The following is a 15,909-nucleotide window of genomic DNA, read 5'->3' on the forward strand; positions in this document are numbered from 1 at the left end:
AAGCATTCTCAGGCGCCTTCCACTCAGAATAGGACTGGAGTTTCATTCCGACTTGGAAGCCAAACGTGATCTTTAGATGACGCAATCAGCGGCATCTTTGTCAGGTTTTCGTCAGCTCGCTAATCTATGACCTTGATCCGCTTATCGGTCAGAACGCCTGGTCTCATCACACGAGAACAATGACTCCTTCCATCATGTTAGGCGCAATGCCGATCTCTCCCAATTCGGTCGACTGTCTTGCCAATGCCTGCTCGCCGGCAGCTACTGGTGAGCAGGTGCACTTTGAGCAGGCTCTCGCGCGAGCAGCTTCTAGTCACGGAGCTGCCTCTCAGGTCGCGGACAGGACGGCGGTTGCTCCGCCGGTAATGGAGGTCCAGCGCGCGGACAGGTTGGCTAGTCCGCCAGGCGACCGCGTCCTTCACGCCTTTTCCAGTATATACCATGACCATGCCGTTCCTCCGGCTGTCGGAGGCGTGCCGACTGCTGTGACCGGTCTGCAGCCTGGACCAGCGACCCAGCCGCTCTTGCAGTCGGACAATGTCGGCCCACATGCGACGGTTAAGCCGGTTGGAGCGGATTTCGATTCGATGATGGTCAATCTGCGGGACGTCTATCGAGACGTCATTCAGGTTTCGCTCGTGTCCAAAGGTACCAGTGCCGTCAGCTCGTCGCTAAACAAGCTGCTGTCGGCAGGCTGAGTGAGGCTGATGAGTGGCGTGATGCAAACCGGTAGCGACGGCGGCCGTCAATTGTGGCGGCGCCTTCGGACGTGTTTTGCTCTGCCACTTTTCCTTGCGCTGATCGGCTGCAAGGCTGACCTCTACACTAAAATTCAGGAGCGCGAGGCTAATGAGATGCTTGCGCTCCTCCTTGGAAAGGGTGTCGATGCCGTTCGTGTTGTCGCCAAGGACGGAACCAGTACAATCCAGGTCGAGGAAAAGCAGCTCGCCTATTCGATTGACCTCCTGAATATCGAGGGGCTGCCGCGCCAATCCTTCAAGAATCTTGGCGAAGTTTTCAAGGGATCCGGCCTCGTTGCCTCGCCGATCGAGGAGCGGGCCCGTTACGTGTATGCTCTAAGCGAAGAATTGTCGCGCACGATCAGCGATATAGACGGCGTCCTTTCAGCTCGTGTCCATGTCGTTCTTCCGAAGAACGATTTGCTGCGCCAAGATGCGACCCCGTCCTCTGCGTCGGTTTTCATCCGACATGGATCCAGCGCGAAACTATCGGCGCTGCTACCGCAGATTAAGATGCTTGTCGCAAACAGCATTGAAGGTTTGTCTTACGACAAGGTCGCGGTCGTCTTCGTGCCGGTTGAGCGGGCACCGCTCGAGCAATCGGCTGCGGCGACGGCCGCTGCGGCTCAAACAGCCAAATCTGGCTCAGTGCCGTTGCTTGCAGTTGGTGTGGGAGGTGCCGGCGCGGCATTCGGCATCGTATCTTACCTGTTGCTGGGCGCCCGTTTTCGTCAGTCCGGACAATCGTCGCGCAAATGGCCCATGTTCGGTACACGTTCGAGTGCGCCCGCTGTGCAGGCTGCAGGCAAAAAGATGATTTCTGATGCGACATAGTGAGGACGCTCATGTCGACATCGATATCATCAACCGAACTCAATCGTTCGTTCATGCTGACTGCCGATCGCCAGCGCGAGCTCGTGGCCTCGATCCATCCGAGCCGTTTCGCTGCGCGGCTTGATCCGCTGCTATCGCCTCCCACATTGGTCAGGCTACAGCGGAGTGCCAGGCTGCAGCCAAGACTGGCCGAGCTGCTGCTTGGCAGCGAAGTGGATCTGAGCAGCGCCATCTGGAACGAGGACCCTCTGCTCGGCCACGATCCCCATCGGGTTGCGCTACTCGCGGGCAGCATCTGGCATGCACGCTCCGTCCTCAAGCTGGTATCCCGGCACGATCTATCGATATTAATCGAAAGGATCGGTGCTGAAGCGCATGCTCTCGGGGTCCGGCATTTATCCAATGCTGTCGCAACCACGCCCATTGTCGATCCTGAGCAGTTGTCGCGACAGATCGAAAGCGACGGGCATGCTTGTCTCGGCGCCTGGCTCGAAAGGGGTTCATCAATTGACCGTACCCGCGTGCTTCTACGCCTGCCGATTGGGACCGCTGCGGAGAATCCGGCTGCTGAACACCGTAGCGCGGCCGGCCCGCTGCTTTCCCTGGTGACGGTCCACTTGGCGACGGAGACCGCAAGGGCATGACAGCCGATGCCCCAGAATTCCCCGTGGCACCACAGATTCGGCCCCTCGGGCCGTTGATCTTGGCAGCCGAGCTCAAGATCTGGCACGACGCCGTAGAGGCACGGGCTGCTGCCGAGCGGCATCTGCAGCGGGTTCGCGGTTGGGCACGCCAGGCTTATGAGCAGGAACGAGCGCAGGGCCGCGCCGAGGGCGCAAAGGCAGGCGCAGAAGAGATGGCGCGACTGTTAGCGCAGGCTGCTTGTGAACTGGCGCAGCGAAAGGCTGTTCTGGAGCGGGAATTGCCGCAGCTGGTGCTTGAGATCGTCCGCGATTTGCTTGGCGCGTTTGATCCGGGCGAGATGCTGGTGCGGGGCGTTCGTCACGCCATTGAGCAAAAATACAAGAATACGGAAGTTTGCCTTCACGTGTCCCCGCTGAAGGCCGATCTACTGGCCAGTGAGTTCAGGGGCTATGACGGGCTGGAAGGCCGGCCGAAGGTCAGGATTGAGCCGGATCCGGCGCTGACGGCGGACCAGTGCGTCTTGTGGAGCGAGTTTGGCAATGTCGATCTCGGACTTGGCGCGCAGCTCCGCGCGCTACGACGCGGGTTTGGTTTGTCTTCGCAGGTAGGTGAATCGTGACCACGCAAGAAGCGGCTCATGAAGCTGCGGCCGGAGAAGGAACTCTCCAAGCCGCGCTCTCATCCTTGAGATCTTCTGCAAAGCATATCGATACGCGCGCCGTCCGCGGTCGGATTACGCGGGCAATCGGCACGCTCCTGCATGCCGTCTTGCCGGAGGCCCGCGTCGGAGAACTATGCCTGCTGCAGGATCCCCGCACCGGGTGGTCGCTTGAGGCCGAGGTGATCGGCCTGTTGCCCGATGGGGTGTTACTCACGCCGATCGGTGACATGGTCGGGCTGTCCAACCGTGCGGAGGTGGTCACAACCGGACGAATGCAGGAAGTGGCAGTCGGCCCCGATTTGCTCGGTCGAGTGGTCGACAGCTTTGGGCGTCCGCTCGATGGCAAAGGTCCCATAAAGGCTGGCGAAGCCCGCCCGCTGCGGGGCAAGGCACCTAATCCGATGAAACGGCGCGGCATTGAACAGCCTTTTCCGCTCGGCGTCCGTGTCCTCGATGGCCTGCTGACGTGTGGAGAAGGTCAGCGCATCGGAATCTATGGTGATGCCGGTTGCGGCAAGTCGACGCTGATGTCGCAGATCGTAAAGGGCGCGTCAGCCGATGTCACCGTCGTTGCGCTGATCGGCGAACGTGGACGAGAAGTGCGTGAATTCATCGAACGTCATCTTGGCGAGGCCCTCCGCCGTTCCGTGGTCGTGGTTGAGACCTCCGACCGTTCGGCGATGGAGCGGGCTCAATGCGCCTACATGGCGACGGCACTCGCCGAATATTTCCGTGACCAGGGATTGCGCGTCGTTCTGATGATGGATTCTTTGACGCGATTTAGTCGCGCCGTGCGCGAGATCGGCCTTGCCGCAGGAGAACCGCCGACCCGGCGCGGCTTTCCGCCCTCCGTGTTTGCGTTGTTGCCGGGCTTGTTGGAGCGCGCCGGCATGGGCGAGCATGGCTCCATTACGGCCTTCTATACAGTGCTTGTCGAGGGTGATGGCACGGGAGATCCAATAGCGGAAGAATCACGCGGCATTCTCGATGGCCATATCATTCTCTCGCGCGCGCTGGCCTCTCGAGAACATTTTCCGGCAATCGATGTGCTGTCGAGCCGAAGCCGCGTGATGGATGCAATCGTATCCGCGCCACATCGCAAAGCGGCATCCTTCTTTCGTGATCTGCTCTCGCGCTACGCTGAGGCCGAGTTCTTGATCAAAGTCGGCGAATATAAGCAAGGCTCGGATCCGCTAACCGACCTGGCGATTGCCTCGATCGAGGATCTGCGAGCATTTTTGCGCCAGGGTCAGGACGAGGCATGCAGCTTTGAGGAAACAATTGCATGGATATCACGTCTGACCGCCTGAATCCCGTTCACGCGTCGAAATTGCGGCTCGTCAAGGACATGCGGGAGCGGAGCGCCCTTCGTGAGCTGTCCAACATGGAAGCCAAGCGCCGCAATGCGGTTCAAGCCGTCGAGCAAGCTTTCGAGCATCTTGCAAATGCCGAAGGACGGCGCGCAAGGGTTGAAGCGGAGCTTTATGCGGAGATGTTATCGGCGGATGCAATGTCAGTCTCCGAACTGGAACGTCGCCATCATCTCATCATCGGCCGGCTCACAGACGAGGTCGCAGCGGCGCAGCGAAACCTTGCTAAGGCTCGTGTTACTCAAGAGCAGGCCGAGGCTGCGGCTGTTGAGGCGCGTATCCTTTGGACCAAACGTTCGGCCGCGAGCCAGAAATGGCATGAGATCGAGCGCGACGTTCGGCGTGTCACGAATACGGATTTGGAGGCCGCGGCTGAAATCGAAGTCGATGATGAGGTCCTGCTGCGGCGAGGCCGACCCGGGCAAATGGGAGGCGAGCCGACATGATGGCCGATCTTCCTGTGCTGGAGCCTGGGTGCTGCAATGTGGAAGTGGCGCCTGCGACATCCAGATCGGGTGGGGCCACGCCCTTTATACCGCGCTTGACGCTCTCTCATGAAGTGGCCTCGTGGCTCAATGAGATAGCAGCTTTGCGCACACCTCTGCAAAGCCGTCTCGGCGAGAAGCCGCTATCGGTCGGTGTAAGCCGGCTCGTCTGGCAGCCGGAGCCGGCTTCGGCATCGATGCTTGGCTGCGTCTTCGAGGTAGACGGAGAAAACGTCGTCGTGTCCTTGCCCGGTCCGCTTGCGGCAGCACTGATTGAGACCGTGCAGGCTGGCCTGACCTTATCTTCTGAGCCAGCGCGTTCGCTGATCCTGGAACTTGCGCTTGAGCCGTTGCTTGCTCCGCTGGAGAGAACGACGCAACGGAATCTGCGGCTTGTTCGCACTGAGGAAGCGCCCGGTGCGAGACCTTATCTTGAATTCGACGTCGTCTATGGTCAGCTCGCCAGCAAGGCTCGCCTGCTTCTATTCTCGCCTCTTGACGGTCCGGTTCCTCCGGCGTTCCGCACCCTAGGCGAGCTGCTTGTCCGATTGCCGCGACAGACGCCCAGGCTGCTTTCCGAACTCCCGGTCATCGTTGCAGGCCATATCGGTTCGCTGCGCGTCACGATCGGCATTGTTCGAGAAGCACGGCAAGGCGACGCGCTGCTCCCAGACGCAATTCCCCTCGCGCGAGGCCAGATCATTCTCACTGCAGACCGGTTGTGGGCCCCTGCAGAGATTGGTGGCGACAGGCTGGTGCTCCGGGGACCATTCCGCTTGCGATCCCACCCCCTGAAAAGTGAAGATGTGATGACACAAAGCCAGGCCCAGCAGCCCTCCTCAGAGGCCGATATCGATAGCCTCGAGATCACACTGATATTCGAATGTGGCCGCTGGCCGATGCCGTTGGGAACGTTGCGAACCATTAACGAAGGCCACGTCTTCGAGATTGGCCGGCCGATTGACGGCCCGGTCGACATCCTTGCGAACGGACAGCGTATCGGCCGCGGCGACATCGTACGGATCGGCGAGGAACTGGCCGTCAGGTTACGCGGTAGGTTGGCGCTTAATGACTGAGATTCAACCCAGCATCCTTGCGCTTCTTGCGATAACCGTCGGCCTTGGCCTGCTGGCCTTTGCGGTCGTCACAACTACCGCCTTCATCAAGGTCTCGGTTGTTCTCTTCCTCGTGCGTAATGCGCTGGGGACGCAATCGATACCGCCGAACATCGTCCTTTACGGAGCGGCACTGATACTGACCGTCTTCATCAGCGCTCCGGTCTTTGAGCAGACCTACAATCGCCTTACCGACCCCCAACTTCGCTATCAAACCTTCGACGACTGGATGGCGGCCGCGAAGGAGGGGCAGGAACCGTTGCGCGCCCATCTTAAGAGGTTCACCAATGAAGAGCAGCGCCGCTTCTTCCTGTCGTCCACCGAACATGTCTGGTCGGAGGAGATGCGCGGCAGCGCCACGGCAGATGATTTTGTGATTCTAGTGCCGTCGTTCCTGATTTCCGAGCTCAAGCGTGGCTTCGAAATCGGCTTTCTTCTCTATCTTCCCTTTATCACCATCGATCTGATCGTCACGACGATTTTGATGGCCATGGGCATGTCGATGGTCTCCCCCACGGTGATCTCCGTCCCGTTCAAGCTTTTTCTGTTCGTCACTATCGACGGCTGGTCACGTCTCATGCACGGGCTGGTGTTAAGCTACGCGACGGCGGGAGGTTGACGATGAACGAAGCCAGCATCCTCACGCACTTAAGCCAATCGCTTGTCCTTTTCATGATGTGGGTTCTGCCGCCGCTGCTCGCAGCTCTCATCTCAGGATTGATCATTGGCCTCATCCAAGCGGCAACCCAGCTCCAGGATCAAACCTTGCCTCTGACAGTCAAGCTTCTGGTCGTCGTGGCCGTGCTCGCCGGGTTTTCTCCCGTGCTCAGCGCGCCACTCATCGAACAAGCCGAGCGCATCTTCAGCGAGTTTCCTGCACTCACCGCAAGATATTAGCAGAGCTTGAATGGCTGGCCTGTCCCCCACCGATGCGCAAGCTGTCGTCCAGGGCGCGATCGAGCTCGTAGCCGCAGCCGGTCTGAGCGCGGCCCGCGCCCTGGGCATCATGCTAGTGCTTCCCGTCTTTACCCGACCGCGCATCAGCGGCCTGATTCGGGGAAGCCTGACGATTGCGATCGGCCTGCCATGCCTCGCACAGGTCAAGCTCGGCCTGTCAGCACTGGACCCGGGCACCCGTCTGGTCAGCGTCACCATGCTTGGGCTTAAGGAGGTATTTGTCGGTCTTGTGCTCGGCCTCCTGCTCAGTATTCCGCTATGGAGTATCCAGGCAGTCGGCGACATCATCGATACCCAGCGAGGAATTTCAAGCCAGGTTGCGGGCGAGGATCCCGCCACGCACAGCCAAGCGTCCGGAACGGGGCTTTTTCTCGGCATAACCGCGGTTACGATCTTCGTTCTGGTCGGCGGCCTCCAGACGATGGTGAAAGGTCTGTATGACAGTTATCTGGTCTGGCCCGTTTTTCAGTTCTTGCCTGTGGTGACGTCGCAAGGGGCGATGGAATGTCTGGCCCTTCTCGATCATATCATGCTGACGACGCTGCTGGTCGCCGCGCCGGTGCTGGCCCTGCTGCTGCTGGTCGATATCTCGGTCATGATGCTCGGCCGTTTCGCATCTCAGTTCAAAATGAACGATCTCTCTCCGATGATCAAGAATGTCGCTTTCGGCGTCATCATGGTCAGCTACACCGTCTATCTGCTGGAATACGCGGAAGCTGAGACCTTGAACTCGAGCAACATGCTTGAGTATCTGAAGAAGCTGTTGAAATGAGTGGTACGAGTGAGGAGAAAAAGCGTCCTCCGACGCCCAAAAAGCTGCGCGATGCGCGCAAGAAGGGGCAGAGCGCGCGCAGCTCCGATCTGGTGAGCGGCGTCAGCGCCTGTGCCGGTTTCGGCTGCCTGTGGTGGCGAGCGGGCGCGATCGAAGACAAGTGGCAGGAAACGGTCCGATTGGTCGATAAACTGCAGGAGCAGCCGTTCACAAGCGCGGTGCCACAAGCGCTCAGCGGCTTGCTGGAACTTTCGATTGCAACTGTCGCCCCGTTTCTCGCCGTTGCCGTGACAGCAGCTCTTCTGGCGAATGTTCTCGCCAATGGCGGCTTCTTGTTTGCTTCGGAGCCGCTCAAGCCGAAGCTTGAGAAACTGGACCCCATCAAAGGCTTGAAACGCATCGCCTCGAAACGCTCGGCCATCGAGCTTGGTAAGACGCTAGCTAAAGTGGTCTTGCTTGGTGCGACTTTCTTTCTCGCCGTGACCGCGAGCTGGAAAGCGCTCGTGTACCTCCCGGTCTGCGGCATGGGCTGTCTTGGCTTCGTCTTCACCGAGATTAAACTGCTGACCGGGATTGCTGCTGCAGCTTTTCTGGTCGGGGGATTGGCTGACCTTCTAATCCAGCGCTGGTTGTTTATGCAGGACATGCGCATGACGGAAACGGAGGCCAAGCGGGAGAACAAGGAACAGCAAGGCAATCCGCAGGTCAAGCGCGAGCACCGCCGTCTGCGGCAGGAGTCGGCCAACGAGGGTCCGCTCGGCATTAGTCGGGCCACCTTTATATTGCGAGGGTCGGCAACGTTGATTGGGCTGCGCTATGTTCGCGGTGAGACCGGCGTGCCGGTCTTGGTCTGCCGTGGCGAGGGCGAAGCTGCTTCACAGCTGCTTGGTGAGGCGCGCGCACTGCGCCTCAACATTGTGGATGACGATGTCCTGGCGCGTCAGCTGCTCGGCAGAGCAAAGCTCGGCAAGCCGGTTCCCTCGCAATATTTCGAGTCGGTCGCAAAAGCACTCTATGCCGCTGGTCTGGTCTAGATCATCCTGTCCTAACGCTGCGATCGGCTGAGCGTCTTGTCCTTTGGAAACAACCTATCCGCGTGGCCAAGCAGTCTATCATCACTGAGCTCGGCCACGGACAAGGGTCGAAGCGCTACCGCCAATTTCCGCAGATGGCTCGCATAGCTCTCGGCCGTTCTCTTGCCGATCCGTCGACCAAAACCCGCGTTGGCGGCCTTCCTGATGAGCCTCTCATCTTCCCTGGACGGACGATAATGTGTTGAGATGGGGCCAGCGTCGGCGTCAGGCTTGCGGTACCGACTGACCATTGACAAAGCGGGGGCGATGACCTTATCGCTTGGCAGCAGCTTCTTAGCGTAATCGGCCAACGTATCGTCATCCAGCCCAGAAGTTGATTTCCCAGACTTCTTCAGGACGTCGGCCAAGTTGGGAAGCCGACGATCATAAATTTCGAACGTTTTCTCACCCTTCGGTTGCGCTCGATCGAGAGCCGCGCGGGACGATGTCAGGACATCATAAAGCGCTGCGTGAGGATATACGGGGCCGGCGTCTTGCGCGCCTTCCAGGTGCTGCTCAAACGCAACATGCGGCTGTTGCGGCTGTTCCACGCCGGCATCTGAAGCAGTGGACTCTCTATCGGCTGGGTTGATCGTGTTGAATCGGTCCATGGTCAGTCCGCTGCATCGCTGTTTCGGTATTGCGCTACTCACGTTAGCTTTCCAAAACCTGGTGCGGGTGAACAAGATCCGTCATCCGTTCTCGATGAGAGCCAAATCCTGTGCGGCACGTTGCGTTTGATCGTCACCACTCCCGAAACATAGCGCGGCTTTGTGTGTCACGATCGAGTCGCCTCTCCTTGCTGGCCACATGGAGGCAGCGATTGTGATTCGGGACATTCGCCAAAAACCGCTATCGGAGCGGCTGCACATTCGGTGCTGTCGTTCCCGCCGCGTTCGGGGCTGCCGTACCTGCTCCATCTTCTCCGTTGCTCTTGTTACGCGGGGCGAAGGTACCGTAGTTGGCCAAAGGAATGGCGGCGCGACCGCCAGTACTTGTGATGACAGACCGATTATCCAGCAAGTCGAGCGGATCGTTTACCATAACAGCCAGATTGTTTTTGGTCGAGCAACCAAGCGTGGGTTCGAACGAATTGTCGTTCACGGCTGGTCCGACGATCAAAAGCGACGGACAGATCGGAGGATGGGCATCAAAGGTGATCGCCTCGATCCTCACGCCGGAACGGGCCGGTAAATCGACGGGGGAAGCGGACAGGCCGATGTTATAAGGTGCGACGCCCATGGCTCGGGCCTCGTGCGCCACTTGGGCAATGAGCCTGGGTGAGCCGGTGACATCCACATGGAGTGCATCCCGCCGGCCGCCACTGGCGTTCGCGATAAAGCTCCGCAGCTGACGCTTTTCGGAGCCACGTAGGCTCTGCAGGAACAAGATACGTTTCTTCTGCTCGACCTGTATTGCTTGTTCAGCTGGCCCGAGATGGAGCGAGGCACTATTTGCGCATCCGCCCAATGTTGCCCCAATAACGATTAAGTGACACAAAGGTCGCAAGGTCACTTGACGATCCTCATTCGATGATAAAGCCGGCACTGCCGGTCAATCCTGGTGCGCTGGTGCGAGGAGCATCGCGATCTCGCGGCGGCCGGGCCACCGTGTTCGTCAAAATGCGCCCCGCGTCTGAGGGCGGTGAGATGCGGTCGGCCGGCGCACTCATCTTGTCCGGGTTCGATGCGGGCCGCACGATGTAGGGCGTGACAATAATGACCAGCTCGGTTTCACGTTTTTGAAACGATGAGGAGCGAAAAAGCGCACCGAGGATGGGCACATCGCCGAGCCAGGGGAACTCGCTGATGTCAGTGTTGAAGTTGCGTCTGATGAGCCCACCGATTGCAAAGCTCTGACCGCTGGCGAGCTCGACCACGGTGTTTGCCCGCCGCGTCGAGAGGGCAGGGACCGCCATGCCATTGATTTTGACTTCGCCTTCGCTGGTCAGTTCGCTGACTTCGGGCTTCACACGGACATTGATCTGATTGTTGCTGAGCACGGTCGGGACGAATTCCAGGCTTACGCCGAACTGTCGGAATTGAACCGAAACCTGTCGATTCTCCTGCATGACAGGGATCGGAAATTCCCCGCCGGCGAGGAAGCTTGCGGCTTCACCGGACATCGCCGTCAGATTCGGCTCAGCCAGGATCGAGGCGAGGTGCTCGCTCGCGAGAGCGTCGAGAACAGCGCTCAGGTTGGCATTGCCGGCATTAAACCCGATCCCGATCGTGCCGCCGCCACCCGCCGCGCCAGACCCGCCTCCTTTGCCAGAAATAAGGAAAGCGCCGTTTGGGCCGGAGGCTGTGAAGTTGATATTGAGATCCTTGACGGCGCTGCGGGAGACTTCCGCCACCCGCACGCTGAGATTCACCTGCAATGAGCCGGCGACCTGGATCTTGTTCACAACCAGCGCGCCCGCCCCAAGAAACTGCTCAGTGACCTTCCGGGCCGCCTCGGCGACATCGGCATTGGGTGCCGTACCGTTAAGGATCGCGCCGCGCGGGGTATAGCTGACGTGGATCGGATAGTCGCCGACCTCCGCCTTCAGCGCGGCCCGCAGATCCTCGATCGGTTGGGTAACGACGACACGTAGCTCAGCGAGAGCCTCTCCCTTGTCGTTAAGGGCGAACAGGCTTGTCCGTCCGGACTTTTTGCCAAACACGAAAATCGTGGTGTTCGACGGCGCCTGATAATCCGCAATCGAGGGGTCGGCAATAAAGATGCTCGCAGCCGGTCCGGTCAGATGAACTGTCTTGCCCTGTGACGAGGTAATATTGAGCGTGCCAGTGGTGCTGCCAGGCGTCGCACGTGGCGGTTCTCCTTTGCCATCCCGCTTTGTCTGAGCTGTGGCAGCAAGCGGAAATAGCAGAGCGACTGCGCACAGGACGTAGCAGAGGCGGGAAAAAGCGGCTGTATGCGGATGCGGGCCGCTGGCGACCATCGACGGCTCATCAGCGCCGGCGGCATTGTTAACGACGTTCAAGGAAGTGTTGCTTTCAAGTTCGATCGGCTAGGCAGCCGATGCTGCGCCAATGAGTTCAAGGGTGTAACCGACACCGCGCGCGGTCTTGATCCTGAGCGTTGCACCGGCCTGGCTCAAATGCGTGCGTAAGCGATAGATCCCGACTTCCAGCGCATTGGTCGAGACCTCGTCGTCAAATGCATACAAGCTATCCTCGAGCGAGGCGCGCGGCACGGTACGGCCGGCCCGATTGAGCAGATGTTCAAGAATGCACACTTCGCGGCGCGCAATTCTGAGGATTCGACCGCCGACGGAGACTTGTCTCGCGATCGGATCGAAATGCAGATTTCCGAATGTCACCAGCGGCGCCGTCATTTGCGTTGACCGTCGCAAAATAGCTCGCATGCGAGCGATGAGTTCGTCCATAGACACGGGCTTGGGCAGAAAATCATCCGCGCCCGCATTGAAGATCGCAATCCGCCGGTCCAGATCGTTGAGACTGCTCATCATCATAGCCGGCATTGACTGTCCCTCGCGCCGCAACTGCTTCACCCAATCCAACCCGTCTCCATCGGGCAAAGCCAATTCGAGCAGGACCAGGTGGTAGTTCGCGCAATCGAGCGCGGCCGCCGCCTCATCCAGCGAGCGTGTTACGTCGACGGCGAAGCCGCGATTTAAGAGCGCTTCCTTCACGTCGCGGGCAAAGTCCGCATGATGATCAACCAGGAGAATTCGCATCGCCTCTCGTCCATTCACACCAAGACCTGAGCGCGACACAATCGACTATGGGGCTCGATGGAACTGAGAGGCGGTTGGTTTGGGGTGAATTTGAACAGCCCGAAACGAGAGGGCGGAATATGTTGATAGGTGATCAACATCTGCGGGTCCATTGTCATCGTATGGGCCACGGACCGCTGCGCACTGCTTACGGCGTAGGCGCTGCTCAACATGCCCCTCAGCCCAGCAAGACATCTGATATTGTCTAAAAGGCTGATGGCCGCGGTGGCGCGCTGACGCCTCTGTGGGCCAATCAGAGCCGTTCTTCCAGACCCTGAGCCGACGCCTGCGGTGCGAATAGCGCCAAGCCGCGCAATCGAAACCATGGCGCGGGAGAGGATCGGAGTTGTGGCTGAACAGATGAGCGAAACCGACATTTGGAACCCTCCGAATTGGTCGTGGTCTGCGGTCGTCTTGCTGGGCCGTTGAGCCTGTCGTGTCGTGAAGTCACGACAATGCAAGTCTTTCCGGATTCGAAGACACATCACGGGACGCATCTGGCCAATAGCTTCACAGGCCAAGATGCACGACGAACGATCAATGTCCGATCGGCTCGAAGAACACCCTCTCGCTGGGAGATTGTTCGCAGGCAAGAGTGTCAACCATGCCGAAGTTTCGTCGGGCTCGAGGTCCCCTCGTCCGCCGCAACCCAGCGAAAGCTGCGAACGCTGGCCGAATCGAGCTCCACAGTGTTGAACTCGCGCATAGGTCCCGGTGGCTACACCAGCACTATTTCGTCTCACGTGGTTCACGGCGCCAGAATGATCGGATCTCGAGCTTGGAATTGGTGTGTGCCCAAAATAGCGATCGCCAGCGTTCTGCTCGCGCGCCGCATCTTGATTCAGTTGCGACAGGATCGGCGCTTCGTCTTTCGATCTGCACACGGGCGCCAATGTCATGAGCATTTCATCGGTCAAATTAAGGCGTAGCTTCAGCCAAAGCCTATGGCATTGTTTGAAGACAGTCGTCTTCGCTAGGCCTTACAACATGAAGTCGCGCTCGTGCGTTCGACCTCATACTTGGCAATTTGGCAGGCAGACCGTGGCGAGCCTCGTGATGCTTCTATGTGACGCGCGGGAGCTAACTTCTGAAACGAAGACGCCCGAGCGCCCAGGCCGACTTGACCGGCAAGGGACTGAAAAGGAAATCGTTTGCCAAACGACATTCTTGAATGCTGCCTCCATAGATCACGATCGAGTATGGAGCTTCTAGGCAAGCTTGGCAAAATCGATTGTTTTGATGGAACGCATCCAGGTGGCGAATAGGCCATTGTGCGACGGCCCGGGGTGCCGCTGAGCGAGTCTCTATTGAGCTGATACTTGATGCGATTGCACCCGAGCTCTCTTGATTGATTGCGCGGTCGATGGCAGGTCGCAGCTGGCGAAGAGAGGGAGGTGAAGGGATGAACTGATCTGAACAACGTTTGCGAAGCCATTATCAGCGGCACCGCCAGACCACCGTTGCAAGGAGCCTGCGACAAGGCGCGTTCGCCGGCTGTCTAATCGTTAGTCTCCGGTGCCCGCTTGTATGGATTGTCTTCGCTGGCGATTCGGTACTTCTCCAAATCGCCGCCCAGGAACAAGCGCTCGGTCTCACGGGTTGGCGTTCTGCCCAGCGAGCACATCAGATCCACATCCGCATTGATATTGTCCTGATCCTCCACATTCATTCCAAGGCCAACACTGCTCAGTACGTCGTCGGGCGTCCAGACGGCGGACTTCGGTACGGCGTAGGTGTACAGCGTGTTCGCATTGTGGGCGATCGCTCTCGCCCAGTGGTCACTCGAAACGGTCAGTTTTATAGGATCTTCGACCAACGAGACGAATGGAGAAGATGTCTTACCACGCATATGCCATCCAGCCTGGCGCGCCCGGTCCATTGGATATCGCTCCAGAGGATCTCCAATGGAAGAATGATCCCGTGCCGTGTTTCGGACATGTGATATTGCACATGTGCTGGCTTCCGTGCGCGGTTTGCAATCGCTGTCCTGGTTCTGGAAACGATGCAGTTTGAGATATGCCGACGCCGCCACATTGTCGAAAATGCGGTTCCCGTTGACACTGTGGTCCCCCGCTGGCGCCCATCGTGCTGATTGCTGGTCGGCCAGGGCTATCTCGCTCTTGAGCGCTTCAAGGGTAGCGCCTGTTAGCGTTGCGGCAAGCTGGGCACGCGCGCTGACAAATGATGCGGCTGGATAGTGAGCGGTTCGCGGCCCCGCCTGATTTGATGCAGTCGATGATACAGCAGCAGGATCCGGTGCATGGCCAACCGGATGCAAGCCATGTAGCTGGTCTTCAAACTCTGCTTGGTCGGCCGACAGCCGCACCGGTGAGCTCACTTGCCCTGCCTCGTGCGGCTGCCGCACGGCATCGTGACCGTCGGCCGTGGGCCCTGCGGCATTCGGTGGATCGATGTTCATCCGTTTCCCCTCGCAAAGTAGTGTTTGATGTCCAATTCTTTGCAAAGACAGCTTTCGAGAAGCTGACGGGCGCGAAAATAACGCTGTTTGTCCTAAATGAGGATAGGCGGAATACTGAGGCGAGCTCAGCCGGAACGAAAGCCGCGAGTTGGCGCTGCATTGCGCCGTCCAAGCGTGTAGTTCGCGCGGTTAAACTCGGGTGCCTTGAACTGAACGGACTCGTTACCACGGCGCAACGTGCCAGCCTAAGTCCGGACCTGTTGTTCAGGCGGCAGATACCTGAGGCGTTAATGGTATCCAATGGCTCTACTCGACGAATCATTTTGCACGATGGCTCTTGCCAGGAGGCCACTTCAGCAAACCTGACCTACGATGTTGTGATGTCGGAATAACCGCCACGGCCACTTGCGTCTAATGGAGACTGATTGTCTTTGTTCGAAGTGCGACGGCGCTCAATGTTTGTGATCCGCCACTCGCCCTGCGACGAATGCGTCTTGTGATGCTGCGCTTACGCGACCTGTAGTTCCTATGGAGGGAGAAGAGCATATGAATTTAACTGGCAGAGCCTTGTTGATCCTGTTGTCCGTGCTTTTTGCGACAGCCGTGAGCACGGCGACCAGGGCCGATGAGATCTCGCCGAAATACGCCGAGGTGCTCAAGGCCCTGCAGACGGGCAAGAGCATGAAACTCATACTGGATATGAACCGCTGTACTACCGCCGAGGGTGGCAAACCCGGGCCTGCGACGCAGGCCGGTTTGGTCATCAATGCCTTCAGGGTGACGGCCCAGAACGGCATCAGCTTCGCTAATGCGCACCATACGGTTGATAGCTCTGGACATGCTGTGACCGAATACATTCGCCACAGCCTCAGCCGCGAAGGCAAGCTTACCGTGCGGGCTTCCAAGCTTGTTGTCGGGACCACCGAGCTCGTGAACCAGGGCGAATTCATCTGCGAACTGCCTGATGGGGCAACATTCATCTGGTAGACGAAAAGCACTGCGGGAATTCGCGTTGGTCTTGATCCTTGGCGGTGTGGAGGGCATCGCAAGCCATTACACGATAGCCCAGGATAGTGACGGCGGCCAGATCGTTTCT

General features: G+C 58.8%; 17 protein-coding genes. 12 read left to right on the top strand and 5 right to left on the bottom strand.

Translation table 11 applies throughout. The annotated features are described in order from the left end of the window. Positions 1-206: 206 nt before the first annotated feature. From XI03_RS10460 to XI03_RS10510, 11 genes are read left to right on the top strand one after another with little or no spacing between them, the layout of a single operon-like run. Positions 207-698 carry a nodulation protein NolB gene (locus XI03_RS10460; RefSeq protein WP_271592120.1) on the top strand — a complete coding sequence of 164 codons (492 nt, stop codon included), beginning with the start codon at positions 207-209 and terminating at the stop codon, positions 696-698. Positions 699-707: 9 nt separating this feature from the next. Then, complete coding sequence (gene sctJ, locus XI03_RS10465) at positions 708-1,574, top strand: type III secretion system inner membrane ring lipoprotein SctJ (RefSeq protein WP_271592087.1); 867 nt, start codon at positions 708-710, stop codon at positions 1,572-1,574. 11 nt (positions 1,575-1,585) lie between these two features. Further along, positions 1,586-2,218: a nodulation protein NolU gene (locus XI03_RS10470; protein ID WP_271592088.1), complete on the top strand. Its 633-nt coding sequence runs from the start codon at positions 1,586-1,588 to the stop codon at positions 2,216-2,218. Beyond that, complete coding sequence (sctL, locus tag XI03_RS10475) at positions 2,215-2,838, top strand: type III secretion system stator protein SctL (RefSeq protein ID WP_271592089.1); 624 nt, start codon at positions 2,215-2,217, stop codon at positions 2,836-2,838. Before XI03_RS10470 ends, sctL begins: the two co-directional genes overlap by 4 nt. Continuing rightward, positions 2,835-4,190, top strand: coding sequence for a type III secretion system ATPase SctN (gene sctN, locus XI03_RS10480; protein ID WP_271592090.1), 1,356 nt, complete (start codon positions 2,835-2,837; stop codon positions 4,188-4,190). Before sctL ends, sctN begins: the two co-directional genes overlap by 4 nt. Next, positions 4,166-4,696, top strand: coding sequence for a hypothetical protein (locus tag XI03_RS10485; protein WP_271592091.1), 531 nt, complete (start codon positions 4,166-4,168; stop codon positions 4,694-4,696). Before sctN ends, XI03_RS10485 begins: the two co-directional genes overlap by 25 nt. After that, a complete protein-coding gene (gene sctQ, locus XI03_RS10490; protein ID WP_271592092.1) occupies positions 4,693-5,811 on the top strand; it encodes a type III secretion system cytoplasmic ring protein SctQ in 1,119 nt (372 codons plus the stop codon). Before XI03_RS10485 ends, sctQ begins: the two co-directional genes overlap by 4 nt. After that, the gene (sctR, locus tag XI03_RS10495; protein ID WP_271592093.1) at positions 5,804-6,469 is read left to right on the top strand and encodes a type III secretion system export apparatus subunit SctR; all 666 of its coding nucleotides are present in this window, start codon (positions 5,804-5,806) and stop codon (positions 6,467-6,469) included. Before sctQ ends, sctR begins: the two co-directional genes overlap by 8 nt. Positions 6,470-6,471: 2 nt before the next feature. Continuing rightward, positions 6,472-6,747 (top strand): EscS/YscS/HrcS family type III secretion system export apparatus protein, encoded by a 276-nt coding sequence (locus tag XI03_RS10500; protein WP_271592094.1) that lies wholly within the window; start codon positions 6,472-6,474, stop codon positions 6,745-6,747. Between the two features lie 10 nt (positions 6,748-6,757). Further along, positions 6,758-7,579, top strand: a complete 822-nt coding sequence (sctT, locus tag XI03_RS10505; RefSeq protein WP_271592095.1) for a type III secretion system export apparatus subunit SctT — start codon at positions 6,758-6,760, stop codon at positions 7,577-7,579. Then, positions 7,576-8,613: an EscU/YscU/HrcU family type III secretion system export apparatus switch protein gene (locus XI03_RS10510; protein ID WP_271592096.1), complete on the top strand. Its 1,038-nt coding sequence runs from the start codon at positions 7,576-7,578 to the stop codon at positions 8,611-8,613. Before sctT ends, XI03_RS10510 begins: the two co-directional genes overlap by 4 nt. Before the next feature lie 11 nt (positions 8,614-8,624). On the opposite strand, the gene XI03_RS10515 is transcribed toward XI03_RS10510, so the two are convergent. The 5 genes from XI03_RS10515 to XI03_RS10535 form a co-directional block, all read right to left on the bottom strand. Then, the gene (locus XI03_RS10515; RefSeq protein WP_271592097.1) at positions 8,625-9,338 is read right to left on the bottom strand and encodes a hypothetical protein; all 714 of its coding nucleotides are present in this window, start codon (positions 9,336-9,338) and stop codon (positions 8,625-8,627) included. A 166-nt stretch (positions 9,339-9,504) separates the two neighbouring features. After that, positions 9,505-10,167, bottom strand: coding sequence for a CpaD family pilus assembly lipoprotein (locus tag XI03_RS10520; protein ID WP_271592098.1), 663 nt, complete (start codon positions 10,165-10,167; stop codon positions 9,505-9,507). Positions 10,168-10,177: 10 nt separating this feature from the next. Further along, positions 10,178-11,638, bottom strand: coding sequence for a type II and III secretion system protein family protein (locus tag XI03_RS10525; protein ID WP_271592099.1), 1,461 nt, complete (start codon positions 11,636-11,638; stop codon positions 10,178-10,180). Between the two features lie 27 nt (positions 11,639-11,665). Then, positions 11,666-12,355 carry a response regulator gene (locus tag XI03_RS10530; RefSeq protein WP_271592100.1) on the bottom strand — a complete coding sequence of 230 codons (690 nt, stop codon included), beginning with the start codon at positions 12,353-12,355 and terminating at the stop codon, positions 11,666-11,668. Positions 12,356-13,892: 1,537 nt separating this feature from the next. Continuing rightward, the gene (locus XI03_RS10535) at positions 13,893-14,813 is read right to left on the bottom strand and encodes a hypothetical protein (protein WP_271592101.1); all 921 of its coding nucleotides are present in this window, start codon (positions 14,811-14,813) and stop codon (positions 13,893-13,895) included. A gap of 546 nt (positions 14,814-15,359) precedes the next feature. Between XI03_RS10535 and XI03_RS10540 the strand changes: the two genes are divergently transcribed. After that, positions 15,360-15,800: a VirK family protein gene (locus XI03_RS10540; protein WP_271592102.1), complete on the top strand. Its 441-nt coding sequence runs from the start codon at positions 15,360-15,362 to the stop codon at positions 15,798-15,800. The last annotated feature ends 109 nt before the right edge of the window (positions 15,801-15,909 follow it).

Origin of the sequence: Bradyrhizobium sp. CCBAU 65884 (assembly GCF_028128835.1) — a bacterium.
GTDB lineage: Bacteria > Pseudomonadota > Alphaproteobacteria > Rhizobiales > Xanthobacteraceae > Bradyrhizobium > Bradyrhizobium ottawaense.